The organism is Litorimonas sp. RW-G-Af-16, from assembly GCF_048319245.1.
Lineage (GTDB): Bacteria > Pseudomonadota > Alphaproteobacteria > Caulobacterales > Maricaulaceae > Litorimonas.
Window position 1 is genome coordinate 1,433,862 of sequence record NZ_CP166993.1, and the last position, 18,357, is coordinate 1,452,218.

General features: G+C 52.3%; 14 protein-coding genes and 1 pseudogene. 6 read left to right on the forward strand and 9 right to left on the reverse strand.

The window, feature by feature from the left end:
• The first annotated feature begins 16 nt into the window (after positions 1-16).
• Together AB8615_RS07250 and AB8615_RS07255 are read left to right on the forward strand one after the other, a co-directional pair.
• The gene (locus AB8615_RS07250; RefSeq protein WP_418152023.1) at positions 17-1,054 is read left to right on the forward strand and encodes a ligase-associated DNA damage response exonuclease; all 1,038 of its coding nucleotides are present in this window, start codon (positions 17-19) and stop codon (positions 1,052-1,054) included.
• Complete coding sequence (locus AB8615_RS07255) at positions 1,054-2,640, forward strand: cisplatin damage response ATP-dependent DNA ligase (RefSeq protein ID WP_409431950.1); 1,587 nt, start codon at positions 1,054-1,056, stop codon at positions 2,638-2,640. The genes AB8615_RS07250 and AB8615_RS07255 overlap by 1 nt, the downstream gene beginning before the upstream one ends.
• On the opposite strand, the gene AB8615_RS07260 is transcribed toward AB8615_RS07255, so the two are convergent.
• The 4 genes from AB8615_RS07260 to AB8615_RS07275 form a co-directional block, all read right to left on the reverse strand.
• Complete coding sequence (locus AB8615_RS07260; protein WP_409431951.1) at positions 2,637-4,715, reverse strand: amino acid permease; 2,079 nt, start codon at positions 4,713-4,715, stop codon at positions 2,637-2,639. The genes AB8615_RS07255 and AB8615_RS07260 overlap by 4 nt on opposite strands.
• Before the next feature lie 27 nt (positions 4,716-4,742).
• Positions 4,743-5,966 (reverse strand): Na+/H+ antiporter NhaA, encoded by a 1,224-nt coding sequence (nhaA, locus tag AB8615_RS07265; RefSeq protein ID WP_409431952.1) that lies wholly within the window; start codon positions 5,964-5,966, stop codon positions 4,743-4,745.
• 70 nt (positions 5,967-6,036) lie between these two features.
• Positions 6,037-6,477: a hypothetical protein gene (locus tag AB8615_RS07270; RefSeq protein ID WP_409431953.1), complete on the reverse strand. Its 441-nt coding sequence runs from the start codon at positions 6,475-6,477 to the stop codon at positions 6,037-6,039.
• A 60-nt stretch (positions 6,478-6,537) separates the two neighbouring features.
• A complete protein-coding gene (locus AB8615_RS07275) occupies positions 6,538-6,762 on the reverse strand; it encodes a hypothetical protein (RefSeq protein WP_409431954.1) in 225 nt (74 codons plus the stop codon).
• Between the two features lie 105 nt (positions 6,763-6,867).
• Between AB8615_RS07275 and AB8615_RS07280 the strand changes: the two genes are divergently transcribed.
• From AB8615_RS07280 to AB8615_RS07290, 3 genes are all read left to right on the forward strand, one after another.
• Positions 6,868-7,773 (forward strand): hydrogen peroxide-inducible genes activator, encoded by a 906-nt coding sequence (locus AB8615_RS07280; RefSeq protein WP_409431955.1) that lies wholly within the window; start codon positions 6,868-6,870, stop codon positions 7,771-7,773.
• A gap of 81 nt (positions 7,774-7,854) precedes the next feature.
• A complete protein-coding gene (locus AB8615_RS07285; protein ID WP_418152027.1) occupies positions 7,855-9,072 on the forward strand; it encodes an AMP-binding protein in 1,218 nt (405 codons plus the stop codon).
• The gene (locus AB8615_RS07290; RefSeq protein WP_418152029.1) at positions 8,999-9,457 is read left to right on the forward strand and encodes a hypothetical protein; all 459 of its coding nucleotides are present in this window, start codon (positions 8,999-9,001) and stop codon (positions 9,455-9,457) included. Before AB8615_RS07285 ends, AB8615_RS07290 begins: the two co-directional genes overlap by 74 nt.
• Before the next feature lie 12 nt (positions 9,458-9,469).
• On the opposite strand, the gene AB8615_RS07295 is transcribed toward AB8615_RS07290, so the two are convergent.
• The gene (locus AB8615_RS07295; RefSeq protein WP_409431957.1) at positions 9,470-11,446 is read right to left on the reverse strand and encodes a DEAD/DEAH box helicase; all 1,977 of its coding nucleotides are present in this window, start codon (positions 11,444-11,446) and stop codon (positions 9,470-9,472) included.
• A gap of 212 nt (positions 11,447-11,658) precedes the next feature.
• On the opposite strand from AB8615_RS07295, the pseudogene AB8615_RS07300 reads away from it, so the two are divergent.
• Positions 11,659-12,851: pseudogene (locus AB8615_RS07300) on the forward strand (class I SAM-dependent methyltransferase).
• On the opposite strand, the gene AB8615_RS07305 reads toward AB8615_RS07300, so the two are convergent.
• From AB8615_RS07305 to AB8615_RS07320, 4 genes are all read right to left on the reverse strand, one after another.
• The gene (locus tag AB8615_RS07305) at positions 12,848-15,061 is read right to left on the reverse strand and encodes an alpha-galactosidase (RefSeq protein WP_418152032.1); all 2,214 of its coding nucleotides are present in this window, start codon (positions 15,059-15,061) and stop codon (positions 12,848-12,850) included. The pseudogene AB8615_RS07300 and the gene AB8615_RS07305 overlap by 4 nt on opposite strands.
• Before the next feature lie 85 nt (positions 15,062-15,146).
• Positions 15,147-15,776, reverse strand: a complete 630-nt coding sequence (locus AB8615_RS07310; RefSeq protein ID WP_409431960.1) for a hypothetical protein — start codon at positions 15,774-15,776, stop codon at positions 15,147-15,149.
• A complete protein-coding gene (locus AB8615_RS07315) occupies positions 15,748-16,536 on the reverse strand; it encodes a hypothetical protein (RefSeq protein ID WP_409431961.1) in 789 nt (262 codons plus the stop codon). Before AB8615_RS07315 ends, AB8615_RS07310 begins: the two co-directional genes overlap by 29 nt.
• 68 nt (positions 16,537-16,604) lie before the next feature.
• Complete coding sequence (locus AB8615_RS07320; protein WP_409431962.1) at positions 16,605-18,287, reverse strand: hypothetical protein; 1,683 nt, start codon at positions 18,285-18,287, stop codon at positions 16,605-16,607.
• Positions 18,288-18,357 lie beyond the last annotated feature (70 nt).

Here is an 18,357-nt window from a genome sequence, read left to right on the forward strand (position 1 = left end):
CTCAGTTGAGACAAAGATGCCAAAAAGTGATGCAGGGTTTACGCCTGAAGACTGGATGGATGTGAGGCCCGAAGGCTTGTTTTGCAAGCCCGCTAACTGCTTTATCGATCCGCATGACGCCGTGCCCCGCGCAATCATCACGCACGGCCACGCTGATCATGCCCGTTCGGGTCACGGCGAAGTCTTCGCCACGCCTGAGACTTTGGCAATTATGCACACCCGTTATTACATCAGTGATGAGACAGGCGAGACGGGCCTGCCCTATGGTCAGCGTCACGACCTTGGCCATGGCGTGACCCTTTGGTTTGCGCCTGCGGGTCACATCCTTGGCAGCGCACAAGCGGTTTTGGAATATGAAGGACAGCGGGTCGTCGTGTCAGGCGACTTCAAACGCCACCCCGACCCAACTTGCCCGCCTTTCGAGGTCGTCCCGTGTGATGTGTTTATCACGGAAGCCACTTTCGCCCTCCCCGTGTTCAAACATCCGCCCCTAGAGAACGAAATACAGAAACTCATGCGGTCAATGGAAACACTCCCACACCGCACGCATATGGTGGGAGTCTATGCGCTGGGGAAATGCCAGCGCGTTATGCTCGCCTTGCGGGCTGCGGGATATGAGCATCCGTTTTACATTCATGGTGCGCTGAAAAAACTGACAGAGCTATACCAGACTTTCGGTTTTGATTTCGGCGAAGTGACTCCCGTCTCAGACATAGGCGTCAAAGAGCGCGATATTCTGCGTGGCAAAATCGTGCTGTGTCCGCCCTCGGCTCTCGCGGATCGGTGGTCGCGGCGCATGCTTGATCCACTACCCACTATGGCATCGGGGTGGATGCAAATTCGCGCCCGCGCGCGCCAACGTCGCGCAGAAATGGCGTTGATCGTGTCAGATCACGCGGACTGGGACGACCTGATTGAAACCGCTGTGGCGACAGGCGCCCCTGAAGTTTGGATCACCCATGGCCGCGTTGAGGCGCTGGAATACGCGCTCAAACAACGCGGCATAAAAGCTAAGGCGCTGCACTTGATTGGCCGTGATGAGGAGGCCGATTAATGGAGGACTTCTCCCGCCTACTCGACGATCTTTATTTCACCAATTCAACCAAGGCCAAAGAGGCGATCTTGGCAGATTACCTGCGCCGCACACCTGACCCAGATCGCGGCTGGGCATTAGCGGCAATCGCTGGCACGCTGAGCTTTGATCTGTTCAAGCGCAACCTGACCAAGACAATGATGGCAGAGCGAATGGACCCGTTCCTATTCGATATTTCCCGCGATTATGTTGGTGAATTATCAGAGACAGTGGCACTGGCATGGCGACCAAATGACAATGCCAAAATCCTCAATCGCCTGCCAACGTTATCAGAAGTTATCACAGAATTTCGACGTCGAGATAAAGCGAACATAAAGTCATACCTCATTGATTTACTTGATAATATGACCCCACCGCAGCGCTGGGCTTTGTTGAAGCTTGGCACACGTGGCCTGCGAATTGGCATGTCGGCGCGATCTTGCAAACGTACATTGGCGAACATGAAAAAGGTTGATCTGGAAGTCATTGAAGAGCTTTGGCACGGGCTGGAACCGCCCTATGAAAACTTGTTCGCGTGGATTGATGGCGACGCACCGATGCCTGATATGTCAAATGTCCTGACCTATTCCCCCGTCATGCTAGCGCATCCGATAGAGGAGAAAGACTTCGAGCGCATCAGCCCAGAGACACACCAAGCCGAGTGGAAATTTGACGGAATTCGCGTGCAGCTGGCCGCGAATAAAGACGGTGCGAAACTGTTTTCGCGCAAAGGTGACGATATATCAAATAGCTTCCCCGACTTGCTGGAGACGATCGATTTTATTGGAGTTTTAGACGGAGAGCTGCTCGTACGCCCCGATGGCGAGATTGGGCGGTTTAATGATCTGCAACAACGCCTTAACAAGAAAGCTCCAACCAAGAAATTGATGACGCAACTCCCCGCGCATCTTATGGTCTATGATGTTTTGTCAGCGAATGGGGAGACATTGCGGGGCGAGCCTTTAATGGCGCGACGGGCGGAACTTGAAACCTTGATCGCAGCGCGTGATCCCGAGCGTTTCTCGCTGTCAGAACTCCTAGATTTTAAAACAGTTGAAGATCTGACCGCCCTTCGCGAAGACGCCGCTGCCACGGGCGGTTTGATTGAAGGTTTGATGATCAAGGATAAAGCGTCAACCTATGTCGCGGGGCGGCCGAAACATGCGTGGTATAAATGGAAGCGCGAGCCGTTTTTGCTGGACGCTGTGCTGATGTATGCGCAACGCGGTCACGGCAAACGCAGCTCGTTTTACTCTGACTACACATTCGGCCTTTGGACAGAAGATGGCCAACTCCTCCCCATTGGCAAAGCCTATTTCGGTTTCACAGATGAGGAAATGAAAGACATCGATAAGTGGATCAGGAACAATAAGCTCAAACGCTTCGGCCCTGTGCAAGAAGTTAAAAAAGAGCTAGTATTCGAGGTTGCTTTTGACAGCGCGCATGAAAGCCCGCGACACAAATCTGGCTACGCGCTGCGCTTCCCGCGCATCCACCGCATCCGTTGGGATAAGCCTGCATCGGACGCAGATCGCATGTCTGCTGTCGCGTCCCTGATTGGGGCCTAAATTTCGCGCTGTAACTTCTTCAGGTCGTCAGGTTCACCAATAATGGCAACCTCGTCCCCTTCCATCAAGATCGTTTCAGGTGTCGCCGCCATGACTGCACCGCCGCGTTCAATCAGAGCGATCAAACAACTATCCGCAATCTCGACCTCGCTAATCAGTTTGCCGATTTGAGCGGCTAAGGCGGGGAATGACGTGACTGACCCATGCAAGAAGTGATCGTCACGCATCAGGACTTCATTCATATCTTTATCCGTTTTTGCGGCCAACCATCGCTGCTCGAAATGATCGCTTTGGACAACTTCTGCCAAATGCCCCGCTAGGCGCAAATCAAGCCCAACAGGCTTGGGCGGGCTGAGCAAAAACATCAGCGTATGTGCGTCTTGCAGTCTCGGCAGAGCCAGCTTGGCTTGCGGGCCAAAGCGCATCACAAACAACTCCGGCTGCTCAATCTCTTCTGCACTTTGATAGGCGATATAGACGCCCTTATTGATCGGACGTAATTGTAGCAAATCTTCGGAAAATTGCGTTTCAATCACCTCTGCATCAATATCAAATTGCTCACTGGATTTCTCTGCCATAATGCTGTGAAGCTGTGCGAGATCATACATGCCGTAGCGGAAATCCATCATGACACTCCGGGCAATCACGGCCTCATATGAAAGATTTTCGTCCTGTGTCCGGTCATGAATGATTGTCATCAATTCACGTTCTAGCCCCTCATAGCGTTGCTGCCCCAGACGTTCATGAACATGGAAAATCGCGCCGCGCCGCGTCGTGCGCCTTGAGCCATAAAAGTAATACCACAAGACACAGCCAATCGTGACCATTCCCGTAAAGGCAATCGCCAAAATGCCCATTTCAATGATCAACCAGAATGAGATTAAGATGCCTGTGATCTGCAGCCACGGATAAAGCGGCGCTTTGAAGCCAGGCTTATAACTATCAATCCGCGCCTCACGCATCACGATCACAGCCACGCAGACTAGGCCAAAGAGCAGGAGTTGGAAGGCGGAGGCCAGCTTTGCGACGGATGCAACATCAAACAAAATCAGCACGGCAATCATTGTCAAAACTGTGACTACGATGGCGATCGTTGGTGTCCCAAATTTCCCAATTTGCGAAAGCTTTTCTGGCACAAGCTTGTCCTTGGCCATGGCGTAAGGGTAGCGCGACGCCGACATGATGCCCGCATTGCCCGTGGACGCGAAGGCTGCAATCGCCGCCACCACGATCAAAACCACGCCAAGGTCAAGTGGCCAGTTGCCCATGAACACGCGCCCTGCATCCGCAATTGGCGTCAAGCTATTGTAGAGGTCTTGCGGCTCTAATAATGTAATGAGTACAAGCGTTCCCAGAGTATAAATAATCGTCGCAGTAATCAGCGATAACGTCATACCTAGAGGAATATTACGGTCTGGATTTTGCACCTCTTCGGCCACGCTTGCGACCTTGGTGAGGCCCGCATAGGACACGAAGACTAGGCCGATGGTCGAAACAAATCCAACCAATCCAGATTTGAAAAATGCGCCGTGTTCAGGGTTCGGGCGAAACGCTTTGACAAGGCCTGTCTCCTTCAAACCTAGCAGACAAAAGGCGATCAAGATCACAACAAGAGTGGTCACCAAAATGCGCTGCAGCAGGGTGGTCTCTTTGGCGCCAAACACATTGATCGCCCCAAAGGCTATTGTCAGAATTATCGCCGTAATGGTGAAGGGTAGGTCAAGATAAATCCCGAGATAGGCCCCCATACCGACCAACGCAAAAGCGCTTTTAAACACCACGGCGACCCAAGACCCAAGACCCCCAATCGTGCCCATGAGTGGACCCATAGAGCGGTCGAGAAAATAATATGTGCCGCCAGCTTTGGGCATCGCCGTCGAGAGTTCCGCCATACAATACATGGCTGGTAAGATTAAAAAGCCGGCCAAGAGGTACGCCAGAAAGACGGAGTTACCCGTATATGACGCCGCAATTCCGGGCAGCAAGAACAGCCCGGAACTAAACATCGCCCCTGTCGACATCGCGTAGACGTCGAACAGAGTCAGGTTTTTCTTTAACTTCGTCGGCTCGCTCATAAGTCCCCCTTGAACGCCGTAAATACGCTACTGCGCGGCGGCGGGTTTGGAATCACCCGCTAACTCGCTTGCTCCCGATGTGCAATCTTTGCAGAAAATCCGCAAGAGTGCATAACCAAGAACACCCGAAGCCAGTGATCCCATCAACACGCCGAGGCGCACAGAATTGAGCAATTCATCACCCTCAAAGGCAAGCGTGCCGATAAACAAGCTCATCGTAAAACCAACACCTGTTAAACAAGCAATCGCGTAGACTTGCGGCCAGTTAGCGCCGTTTGGCAGCTTGGCTAGGCCAAGCTTCACAGCGATCCAAGCAAAAGAGAACACACCAATTTGCTTACCCACGAACAAGCCGAGCGCGATTCCGAGCGGGAGCGGAGCAAGCAAATCTGCAAAGCTCACACCTTTCAGCGACACACCTGCATTGGCGAAGGCAAAGAGCGGCAGGATCAGGAAAGCGACCCAGATATGCAGCCCATGTTCTGCACGGTGCAGCGGAGAGCTTGCCTGCGGGTCTTTCGCCTTGAGCGGGATAGCGAGCGCGGTGACAACACCTGCCAAGGTCGCGTGAACACCTGACTTCAATACACAGGCCCACACAAAGACGCCAATCAGCGCATAAGGCGTAATCCGCATCACACCCATACGATTGAGGATGAACAGACCTAGCGTACCAAATCCGCCCCAGCCCAGCGCGACGAGCGACAGGTCTTGTGTATAAAAGAGTGCGATGATGATAATCGCGGCGAGGTCATCGATAATCGCCACGGCCAACAACAATATCTTAAGCGATACGGGTACGCGCGACCCGACGAGCGCCAACACACCTAACGCAAAAGCAATATCTGTGGCCGCTGGAATGGCCCAACCCTGCACAGCGATTGGGTCTGTATAGTTGAAAAATACGTAAACTGCAGCTGGCGCGATGATCCCGCCCAAGGCCGCAAATAATGGCAATGACGCCTTGTCAAAACTCGACAACTCGCCCTCCATCACCTCTTTCTTAATCTCTAACCCAACGAGGAAAAAGAAGATCGCCATCAGACCGTCATTGATCCATAGCAAGAGCGGCTTGGCGATCTCAAACGCACCAAATTGGATTTCAACAGGGGTGGCGAGGAAGCCGGAATAGAATCCCGAGAGCGGCGAATTATTGGCAATCAGGGCCAGCAAGGCAACGGCCATAAGGATAAAACCAGCCGAGGTCTCAAGCCTCAAGAAATCTTGTATTTTCGTGACGATACGGGGCATATGGGGTCCATTAGAATAGGGTATGCCCGACGGATGCCGGGCAAGCGTTAATAATTTAACTGTGAATATTTTAGGTCAGCAAGCTGCGCCTCAACCTAACGAGAGACAGCGCCTTTGGGTGGGGCGGTGTGGCTGTGCAGCCCAATGTCGTCAAATGCGCGATCGCGTCATTGACAGATGCGTGAAGCACATCATTCTCCAATTTCAAATGATCTGCCGCAGCCGTTAACGCATCGATAGCCCCCTCAATATCGTCCGAGTCGAAACGGCTCTGCGCAGTTTGGATAAAATCTTTCATCGCCACTACACGTCCGCCGACGCCGCGATTGCGACGACCAAAAACATCAGGGTCAGCTCCGCCTTCATCTTCCCAGCGGTCTCTTTCAATGATTTCATAACATAAACCTTTCTCGGAAGGGTTGGGGGTGGAAGGTTGAGCACCTCTTAGAGGAGGTTCGACTTTGGCTTTTGACCGTTTCAGCAAACGCGGTGATCCATCTCTACGTGTCATTGCTAAGGTCTCCCTATACGGCTTGCCAAAAGCCAAGTCGATGTCTCTATCTGCGCATTATTAGAACCACGTTGACCGGATTGTGGAGCCCGCAGCACCCGCCATGCGGCGTGAGCGACGGCGACGATTGGCTTGAATGTAGCTTCGCTCGACCTGTGAATATTGCGACATATCTTGCGCCGTCTTTTCGATCTTGATTGGCTCTGGATTCAAGCGTGCAAAGATGCCGCCAAATGATTGAGCTAACGTCTGTGAAAGTCTTTGACTTTGTAAAGCGCGAAACATTTTTATCTCCTTTGTTAACGCAAATTGGAGATAGGAAATATCTTGTCATAAATAAATTATAAAGATACTATCAATCCCATAGTATATATCTATGTGGAGAAACACATGAAACCGAGCCTTCGCCAGCTACAATATCTCGTCGCGATTTCAGAGACCGGTACAATGAGCGAAGCCGCCAAGCGCACCCATGTGAGCCAACCGAGCCTTTCGATCCAACTCAAAGACATGGAGGAACAACTCGGGGCATCCTTGGTGGAGCGCGGACGTAAGGGCGCAATCCTCACCCCTCTCGGTGTCGAAGTGGTTGCGCGGGCGCGGATTATCCTGCGCCAAGTTGAAGACCTCAAAGCTGTCTCGCGCGAAGCAGCCGGCACGCTGGCGGGTCGTGTGCGCCTCGGCGTGTTACCAACAGTTGGCCCTTATTTGCTGCCGCAAGCCACAAAGAAGCTGCATCTGGCGTATCCCGAACTGCGCATGACGGTGCGAGAGGAGCGGACGGTTGAATTAGAAGAGCATTTGTCAGATGGCCGCTTTGACGTCATTATCTCAACGCCAGAAGATCACCCAGGAACACAGTCTCATCCTATCGTGATGGAAAACATTTATATCTGCGTTGCCCCTGACGATGAACTGGCGCAATCACGCGGCCCCCTCGAGATAAAAGACTTAAAAGGGCGAGAGTTTTTGACGTTGGGCCAAGGTCATAAATTTACGACTGTTGTGAACAACCTCGCAGCGCTCGCTGGCGCCACTACCAGCGGAAGCTACGAAGGCACTTCGCTGGACGCTTTAAGGCAAATGGCGTCCATGGGTGGAAGTATTGCCGTCTTGCCGAGCCTTTATGCCATATCGGAAGCCAAGCGCGACCCGCAACTGATAGTGCGTCCGATCAACAACCCCTTCGCACAGCGTCAAATCTCTCTGATCTGGCGTGAGACCTCGCCGATGGCGGCAAAATTCGATACGATTGGCACAGTGTTTGAGGACGTGGCAAAAGCCATTATGTCGTAACGGCGCACTCTATAGTGAGATTTGCAACAGACATGATTTACGCTAAGACGATTTAAACCCCAGCCGAAAGCCGCCTCGCTCATGGAATTGCAAACGCTTAAATCCGAAGACCTATCCAAACGCGGACAACGGCGTATTCGTCGCGGCCTGTTTGAAGCTTTTTTAGATGCGTGCAAAACCCAAGGGCCGAAGACGAAAATTGTCACGGATGGCGACGGACGGGTCTTTACCTATGCCGATCTCCGCCAAGCCGCCTTCGCGCTCTCTGCACCTTTACGCAAAATGACTGAGCCAGACGAGACGGTTGGTATCCTGCTGCCCACGGGGGCTGGCGCGGTGATCGCTCTCCTATCCGTGCATGCTGCGGGGCGCACACCCGCCATGCTCAATTTCTCTGCTGGGATCAAAAATCTGAAAGCGGCCTCAGCAACAGCACCGCTTAAAACTGTGATCACAGCTCGAAAATTCATCGATATTGCAGGCCTAGCCTCGCTCATGGTGGAGTTGTCAGAGGTCGTCAATATCGTCTACCTCGAAGACATGCGTGAAGCGATTGGCGTTTCGGGGAAGATACGCGCCGTCATGGGCCCAATCTTCCCAGCCCTCTTTGTGCCCCGTCCTGATCCCGACGATACTGCCATCGTTCTGTTCACCTCTGGCACGGAAGGCAATCCCAAAGGCGTCGTCCTGACCCATGCCAATATCCTCGCAAATATCGAACAGATCGAAGAGCATGTGCAACTGCAAAAGGGTGATATTTTCTTCAACCCGCTCCCGACATTTCACTGCTACGGCCTAACAGCGGGGACACTCTGGCCGATCTTTAGCGGCTTTCATGTGGTTCTCCACCCCTCACCACTGCAGACGAAAACGATTGCCAAGCGGATATTTAAAACGCGTTCGACTGTCCTGTTCGCGACTGACACGTTCTTGCAGCAATATATGCGCGCCAGTGCCGATGGCGGGCTAAGCTCTCTGCGCATCGCGGTGTGTGGGGCGGAACGCGTCCGCGAAGAAACGCGCAAAACGGCGGAGCAGCGCTTCTCTTTTGAGGTATTGGAAGGATACGGCGTCACGGAATGTGCGCCTGTGCTGGCCGCGAACCAACCAGGCGACATTCGGGCTGGCACGATTGGAAAGATGCTGCCTGGGATCGAAACGCGGTTGGAGCCTGTCGAAGGTCTTGAGGATGCAGGCCGTCTGTGGGTGCGCGGAGCCGAACATTATGAAAGGCTATATTTCGCCCGATCAGCCCGGCAAAGTTGTTCCCTTACCCGAAGGCTGGCACGATACAGGTGATGTTGTGTCAGTCGACCAAGAGGGGTATTTCGTCATTCGCGGGCGAATTAAGCGCTTCGCCAAAATTGGCGGGGAAATGGTATCGCTGACCGTGGTCGAAAACTGCGCCTCCGCGATTTGGCCAGAATATATGCACGCCGCCGCGATCGTCCCTGACCTCAAACGCGGGGAGCAAATTATCCTCGTGACCGATCATCCTGATCCCAAACGCCATGAACTCCTTGCATGGGCGCAAACCCATGGTGTGCCAGAAATCGCGGTGCCGAAGAAGATCGTCTCCGTTCCCGCCCTCCCTGTTTTGGGAACGGGCAAGTTGGACTACCTCTCAGTGACAGCTATGGCCGAAGACGCGTTGGGAATAGTCAAAGACGGGGCGGGTGCGTAAGCCCAAGCTAGTTTATCTGCGGTCCTTTTTGCGTGTGTTTTTGCGGGCGCCTTTTTGTACGCCAGCACCACCGTCTTTTTTAGCCGCCGCTCTCGCTAGCTTTTTCTTATGCGGTTTCTTTGGCTTTCCTTCGCCGAATTTTCCAGCATTTGACTTGGAGCTATAACTCGTCGGCGCAGCGCCTGATCCACCCTCACGCGACTCTTCGCGCGGTTTGCGCTTTGGTTTGTCGGTATGGTCTTTTTTGCCGTAGTCTTTTTTGCGCGAAAACTCGCGCTTATCGCTGTAATCCTTTTTGCCTTTACCCTGATAGGATTTGGACTTCGGACGACCCGCCCCGCCTTTATCGCGGTTATACGCGCTGGATTGATTGAAGTCTGGCAGACCAGAAATCCGCGTGGCTGTGATCGCCTTTTCAATCTTCCCGTCTGGACCAATCGTGTCAATAAAGCCGTCAACGGCCCCTGCATCAAGTTCAAAAAACGTCTGAGTATCGGTAATTTTAATCGTCCCAATATCCGCTTTCTTGAGGCCACCTGATTTCAGTAGCATCGGCAAAATCCACTTAGGCTCGGCCTTTTGCTTGCGGCCCAGATTAAGCGAGAACCAGACGCCGTTGTCGAAATCACTTCGCACAGTCGGGGCTTTGCCGCGATTGTCATTCCCGCCGTCATAGCCTGCATGAACCAGTTCTTCTGGCGCAGACTGGCCTGCGCGATACTGACGAATGAAAGCAGTCGCGATATGTTCTGGCGTGTGAGATTTTAGCAAGCGCTTGACCATAGTGCGCTCTTCCTCTGTGACCTCGCTGTCGAGTGTCATATTACCCAGCAAGCGTTCGTTGTCGCGAGAGATGATTTCGTCCGCTGTGGGCGGGCCTGACCATTCGGCTGTGATATTCGCGTCTTTTAAGACACGTTCCGCATTGCGGCGGCGATTGGGCGTCACGATCAGCGCCGAGACACCTTTGCGACCTGCACGCCCCGTTCGGCCAGACCGATGCAGCAGCGCTTCGCGGTTCTTCGGAACGTCAGCATGAATCACAAGCTCCAAATCAGGTAGATCTAGCCCGCGTGCGGCAACGTCTGTGGCGATACACACCTGCGCACGACCATCGCGCAGGGCTTGCAGCGCGCTACTCCGCTCTTTCTGAGATAGCTCTCCTGACAGCGCGACCACAGAGAAGCCGCGATTGTTAAACCGTTGCGTCATGCGGTTCACAGCAATCCGCGTATCCCCAAAGACAATGGCGTTTTTCGCATTATAAAACCGCAGCACATTGATGATCGCGTTTTCAGCATCACCCTTCCCCACAGTCATGGCGCGGTATTCAATATCGACGTGTTGCTTGGCCTCAGCCGCTGTATTCACACGCACAGCATTGCGCTGATATTTTTTCGTCATGCCCAGGATCGTCTTCGGCACAGTCGCGGAGAACATCAAAGTGCGGCGTTCCTCTGGTGCGGCGCCGAGGATTTGCTCTAGCTCCTCACGGAAACCCATCTTCAGCATTTCGTCCGCTTCGTCCAAGACTATGGCTTGCAGTTCCGTCATATCTAGCGAACCACGCTTGATATGATCACACAGACGTCCCGGCGTGCCGACAACGATATGTGCGCCTTGGGCTAGCGCCCGACGTTCATCACGCATGTCCATGCCGCCGACACAGCTTGCCGTTTTCACGCCCGCTTCTTTATAAAGCCAGTCTAATTCCCGTTTGACCTGCAAAGCCAGTTCACGGGTCGGAGCAATCGCGAGCGCGAGCGGGGCATCTGCGCGCATAAAGGCCGCACCATCGCCCAGTAATGTCGACGCCATAGCTAGACCAAAAGCGACTGTTTTACCTGACCCCGTCTGCGCAGAGACCAGTAAATCTTCACCCAGGAGGTCGGGATCCAATACCGCGTCTTGCACAGGCGTCAGCGATGTGTAGCCCTTTTTGGAAAGGGCGTCAGCGAGCGCAGGATGCGCGTGTTGGATATTGGACATGAATTATCTTTCTGTCGGCACAAATCGTCGATCGTGTGTCTGCCGCACTTCGTTCTGCGCTCCCTATGGCGTTTGACCGCGCTTGCAAAGCAAAGACTTCACTTTCACGGTAAAGTCATACGAGATTGTGAACACAACCGAATGAGAATTATTTGCATGTTTTGCGTCAAAGTGGCAGTGCTAATCCATAATAAGAAGACTGGGATACAGCTATGAAATTACTGAATTCTATGATGGCAGGCTTTGTAAAAGTTGGGCAACTTACAATTATAGATGCCGATGGTAATCGCCATGTCCACGGCCCAGGGGGCAACCAGAAGCCACAATCCGCCTGACTGATAAGGCGCTTTACAAGACTTTATTCCTCAATCCTGAACTGCGTGCGGGCGAGGCCTATATGGACGGCACGTTGATCTGCGAAGGTGGCGGGATTCGCGATTTGCTCGAAGTCTTTGCTTATAACCGTGACGGACTCCGGAAGCATCCCTTGCAAAAACTACTCAAGGGATGGCTCAAGAAAATTCGGCGCTACCACCAGCGCAATGTCGCCTCTACTTCCCGCAAAAATGTGCAGCACCATTATGATTTATCGAATGATTTCTACCGCCTCTTCCTTGATGAAGATTTGCAATATAGCTGCGCCTATTGGCCCAGCATCGACATCACCTTGGAACAAGCGCAAACTGCAAAGAAGGCTCACATCGCGGCAAAGCTTAACCTCAAACCTGGCGACCGCGTTCTGGATATTGGTTGCGGCTGGGGCGGCATGGCAATCTATCTGGCGAAGACGTTCGGCGTTTCTGTCGTTGGCGTCACCCTCTCAGACGAGCAGCACGCCATGGGGCGGCAACGGGTCAAAGATGCGGGATTAGAAGACAAGGTCGACATTCGTCTTCAAGACTACCGCGACATAAACGATACATTTGACGCCGTTGTTTCTGTCGGCATGTTTGAGCATGTTGGAATCGCGCACTATCAAACCTATTTTTCAAAAATTCACGAGCTGCTGACGGATGATGGCTGCGCATTGGTTCACTCTATTGGTCGCAAGGGCGGGCCTGGCACCACGGGGGCTTGGATCAGGAAATATATTTTCCCCGGCGGCTACTCCCCCGCCCTGTCAGAGACATTTGCCGAGATCGAGAAAGCCAATCTCTGGGTCACGGATTGCGAAATTTTACGCCTGCACTACGCAGAAACCCTGCTGGAATGGGATAAGCGGTTTCAAGCCAATCGTGCGACCGTGGCGGAAATGTTTGACGAAAAATTCTGCCGTATGTGGGAGTTTTATCTCATCGTCAGTGAGTTTTCGTTCCGCCATGGCAAGCACATGAATTTCCAAATCCAGATGAGCAAGACCGTGAACGCCCTCCCCATCACACGAGATTATATGATGGACGCCTAGCGCTTTCTTCGAAGCACAAATAGGTGCGAGGCGAAATCGCCGCGGTCCATATATCGCACGCCCGCTTGAGGCTGTCCGCAGGTCACATATGGCAGAGCTAGGCCATGCTGCATCAGCGTATCGCCGTGATAAATTGTGCCGTCTTCCTGCAATTCATAGGCAGCCACAGGGTCAAGATCAGCTAGGTTAGCCCGGCGAAACGGCAGGTTCGGGGCAGAGAGGATATGGAAGTAAGCGACGTAAATAGTTCGACGATCGCGTGTTATGTATTGCCAACATATCTGGGTGTCGTCTGAGATCAAACGCGTGAATTCTCCCCCGATGAAATCACCCGAAGTATTGGCGGCAAGGCGCATCAACTCACGTAGTAAATCTACATCAGTATCTATATCTAAACTATTGAGAGATATGCCTTTTGCGGCACATAATGCTCCTGCATTGTAGCGCGTTTTAATTGAACTAATACGCCCGTTTTGGTGACTGGGTGACGGTCCGATATAGGCCGTCATAACGTCCAGCGGATAAAGGTATGATGCCCCATTGATAATCGCCAGCCGTCCTATCGGATCGCTCATATCACTGATCCAGCCCTGCGGCATAAAGCTAAGCATGCCGAGGTCAAAGCGGTTCCCGCCACTAGCACAGGTCTCGAACAAGACATCTGGATAAGCCTCCATCAATCGACGTAAAAGACCGTAGAGACCGAGCATATAACGATGCGGAACTTCCAACTGCCGCCCTTTTGGCAAAGCGGTAGACCCCGCTTCGGTCATGTTGCGGTTCATATCCCACTTCACATAGTCAATATCTCCGCACGCCAGCAGCGCTTCGATCTGATCATAAATATTGTCCACGACCTCTTTTCGCGTAAAGTCCAGCGTCAGTTGATTGCGTCCAAGGGATGGTTTCCGCTCTGGGACTTGCAAGGCCCAATCGGGATGGTCTTCAAATAATTGACTATTCGGGCTAACCATTTCTGGCTCGATCCAAAGGCCAAATTTCAAGCCCTTTGCACGCACCCTCGCGGCCAGGGCTGGGATCCCTGACGGAAAGCGCGCCATGTCCGCCGTCCAATCCCCTAGCGAGGACGTGTCATCACGGCGCCCCTCAAACCACCCATCGTCTAGCACCAACATCTGTACCCCGACGTCTTTGGCTTTATCTGCGAGGGTCAGGACTTTGGCTTCATCAATATCAAAATAAGCCGCCTCCCATGTATTGAGATAGGTTGGCCGAGCGATGTTCCGAAACCGCTCTGGAGAAACCTTGTTTTGTATGAAACGATGCCAAATACGGCTCATTCCGCGCAGGCCGTAAGGCGTGAAAACATGCAGCGCTTCTGGCGTGTAAAACGCCTCATTTGGGGCGAGATGCCACGCAAAATTGAAGGGGTTTATTCCAGCCAGAACCCTGACATCCTCAAATTCCCCTGTCTCAACAGAGAGGGAAAAATTGCCGCTATAGATCAGGGTCGAGGCAAAAACATTACCTGACGTTTCCGTTGCCCCCCGTTCCATGACAGCCAAAAACGGGTTGTGGGCTGCGCTAGATGTGCTGCGCGCGGAGTCGATCTCAAACCGCCCCATAGGCAGCTTCGTGCGTTCCGCATTAAACTCCCGCGACCAAGTGCCGTGGAGGTGTAGGACGTCATAATCATCGGGTGGCAGGTCAATCGTGCTACTCATTATATGCGTCAAATCAACGGGCGCTTTGCCAGAATTGCGCACGACTGATGACCGCGCCAACACGCCGTAATTTTGATAGATTGTGTAAAATAGCTCGACTTCCAGTCCGTGTAGCGGATCAGCCAGATAGATAATCAGCGTCTCGCTTTCCCCGCCCCGCGCAGACGGTAAGCCGTCTAAATCGGGCTTGTCTATTGTCACAGTGTGGCGCACATATTTCAAAGTGAAGACAGAATTTCCATCAGCATTGACGCCGTGCAAAGCTGGACGGCGATAGTCTGAGGTGCCGAAAGTCGGATATTCCTGCGGTAGATCATTCAAGTTCAGATTAGGAACGCCTTGAAAGTGCGACGTTGCCCCACGGTCTACTCTGAAATGCGACGCAAGTTCTTCGGCATGTGCGATGGGTGCGCCATAATATACGTGCTGCAGCAACCCCTCATCTAATACCCGAAAAACATAGCTGAATTCGGCGTTGGTGAGCGCGAAAACTTTATCGTCTGAAATGGAAATCATCGAACCCATACATGTTCATGGAATCGATAATTATGGGAGTAAAGCAATTTTCGTGACGTGGGAGAATGACATTCACACAGCCACTCGACCAGTATTAGCCGCCGCCGCTATCAATGACGATCGCGCCGCTTTCAACTGACAGTCCATTTGCCTCCAAGAAGTCAGCAAAGTCCGCCTCTGGCTCTGGCGCGCTCAGCGCATTGTCTTGCAAGACTTGTCCTGCAACGGCCTGTGAATTCAAACTGCCATATGTAAAGTCGCCGTCAATATCACTGTCTGGCTGGCTCGTCTGGCTCAACCTGTTGAGCGTGAATAAGGCTTCAGCTACCTTATCGTCGGACTTAAAAACTCGCTTCATGCGCAACCTAATTTCAGAACAATCAAGATCTGCTGGCACTGGCAAATTCGCGTCTGGACGGCATCGATCAGCATAAACTTTCAGCTGATCTATCGTGAGATTGTTTCTAGCGCTGGTCATGATTTGCGTGGTGTCCAGCGTGCCGTCACGTTTTGCGAGTTGGTTCATATTGGTTGTTGAGAGCGCGTTCACGGATGCCGTAACAGGTCGTGTGTCTTGGGCGACAGGCGCAGAATAGCTATCCGTTGTCTCACATGCGGTCAGTAGAGCCGTCGCACTGAGTGCCAGAAGGCAGATATGTGAGAACCTTTTAAACATCTGTATCTCTCCAGACGGGCTACCCGCCAGGCCCTTGTCCTGGGCCATATTGCTCTATCGTGATAGAGGCTCCGCCGTTTTGTTCAATAATTAGACCTGGAAAATTATCTGTCGGCAAGGAGAAATTGTCGCCGTGCTGTCGGTGAATGGCAAGATTGTCATCGCCATTTTGCAAAATATCTGACGTATTCCCATCGCCAATCTGCTCTTGCTCTGATGTGTTGTTGCTACCGTTTTGAACGGATGTGGCAAGGTTGTCATTGCCAAACTGGGTGATCGTTGCCGTGTTATTATATTGGGCGATGCCCGCCACAAGTGATGTCTGGTTGACGCTGGCAATATTGCCGCTACCTGCCTGATAGACTTCGGCCGCATTGGCGAGACCTGTCGTCAGCCCTGACGCATCTTGAACGATGGTCACGTCATTTTGTGTGCCTGTTTGTGCAAAGGTCGCGCTATTGGTCGCGCCGCTACTGCTTTGGGTCACGCTATAGGTATTGTCATCGCCTTCGATGTCGAGCGTGGCTTCGTTATTGTCGCCTGTCTGTTCGACCTTGCTATCAGTGGTCCCATTGCTTGTGCCTGCGCCTTGATTGACGGTGACGCGGTTGCCTGACCCCGATTGACGCACGATGGAGGTGTTATTATTGCCGGTCGTTGAAACGGCCGCGATATTGTCTGGCCCTACCTGCTCAATATCCACAATATTTGGATTAACTTGAGCGTTCGCAGAATGAGCGCCACCTGCGAGGAGGCCGCTGCAAAAGAGAAGCTTGAAGCAGTTTTTGAGCTTGCGAGAAACGGACATAATGAAATTCCTTAAAAGAGGTGAGATCGCCCAAAAGGCGACCTCAATATTATAGGGAGTCGCTCAGTTTACTGAGTGACTGTGGCTGTGTTGCCTGAACCAGACTGTGTGACAGTCGAAGCATTGCTCGCTGTTGTCTGATTAACAGTTGCAAGATGGCCGTCACCGCTTTGTGTGACCATGCTAGTGTTACCATTCATAGCTTGCGTCACGTTCGCTGTGTTGTTCATGTCGCTCTGCAAGATGGTAGATGAGTTTGAGAAACCCGTCTGTGTCACAGTTGCCGCATGGCCAGAGCCGAGCTGATCAATGCTAGACATTAGCATGTCGCCCTGCTGATCAACCGTTGCCGAATTGCTCTCACCGTTCTGGCTAATCATAGACGACGTTAAGTCACCAATTTGATCAACCATAGCAGTGTTACCATTCGCAATGATACCGTCAGCGCCAATTTGGAGAATTGTGCTTAGGCTGTCACCGTCTTGTGTCACAGTTGCAGACGCACCCGCATCACGCTGTGTGATAGAGCTTTCAGCGCCGTCACCAGACTGCGTCACAGTGGCTGTCATGCCTTCCATGTTGGGCGGGCCTCCATCACGTTCTTGTAGGATTGTGCTTAAGCCATTCGAACCATTTTGTGTCACAGTGGCCGTGGCACGCAAGCTACCTAACAACTGATCAATGTCAGATGTGTTGCTGCTGCTACCTACAGTTTGGTTCACTGTTGCAACAGACTCGCGGCTGACTTGGTCGACATAGCTAAAGCTATCGTCACCGTCTTGCGTCACATAGGCTTCGGTGTCTGGGAAGTTACCAGCGCCGTTACCTTGGTTGATATCAGACAGGTTATTGTTACCACCCTGATTAACAACGGCGATTGCACCGTCATTGGTTTGGTCAATCGTAGACACGTTGTTATCGCCATCTTGGCTAACATCTGCATCGCCATCTGTACCTTCTTGGTTGATGGAGCTGTTATTGCCATCACCATTTTGGTCATCAACGAGAGCATCATTGTTAGAACCAGACTGAAGAATTGTGCTAAAATTGTTGTCACCATTCTGATCCATGATCCTGGCTTCATTGTCGCTACCATCTTGGTCGATGATAGATGTATTGCCTGAACCATCTTGGTCAACTTCGGCCAAGTTATTGTCGCCGCCCTGCAAGATCGTAGAGTCGTTGTCAGACTCTCCAAGGCCTCCGCCTGAATTACCCTGCTCGTTCAATGTAGCGATGTTATTGTTACCAAACTGATCGATCATGCTGGTATTGTCGCTACCAAACTGATCCGCATAAGCATAGTTACCGCTAGCAGATTGCAGGATCGTACCCACATTGCCTTCGCCGCCTTGTGCCACAACAGCCTCAGCTGCGAAACCACCAGCCGTCAGGTTTGGACCCGTGGCTGTTTGCGTGATTGTCGATACGTTAGAATCGCCATTTGCGGGTTCGCCGTTTTGAACAACGGTTGCGCTCTGATTGTTACCCACTTGGTCAATATCAGAGATATTGGCTGGTACGTTAAACATAGAGCTTGCAGCAGGGCCGTCTTCTTGGGTGACACTTGCTTCGTTATCGTCACCTGTTTGATCAATATCAGACACACCTTCATCGCCACCAGCTTGGTTGACAGTTGCGTCATTGCTAACGCCAGCTTGAGTGATTTCAGATGTTTGAACCATCTGCGCATGTGCGCCGCCAGCCGATAAGGCCAACATAGACGCGGTTAAAATAAGTAGTTTTTTCATTTCATTTCTCCAATGAATTTAGGTTTAAAAACTCAGGGCCAGCATTATGGCTGGCCCCGAGAGGGGAAAT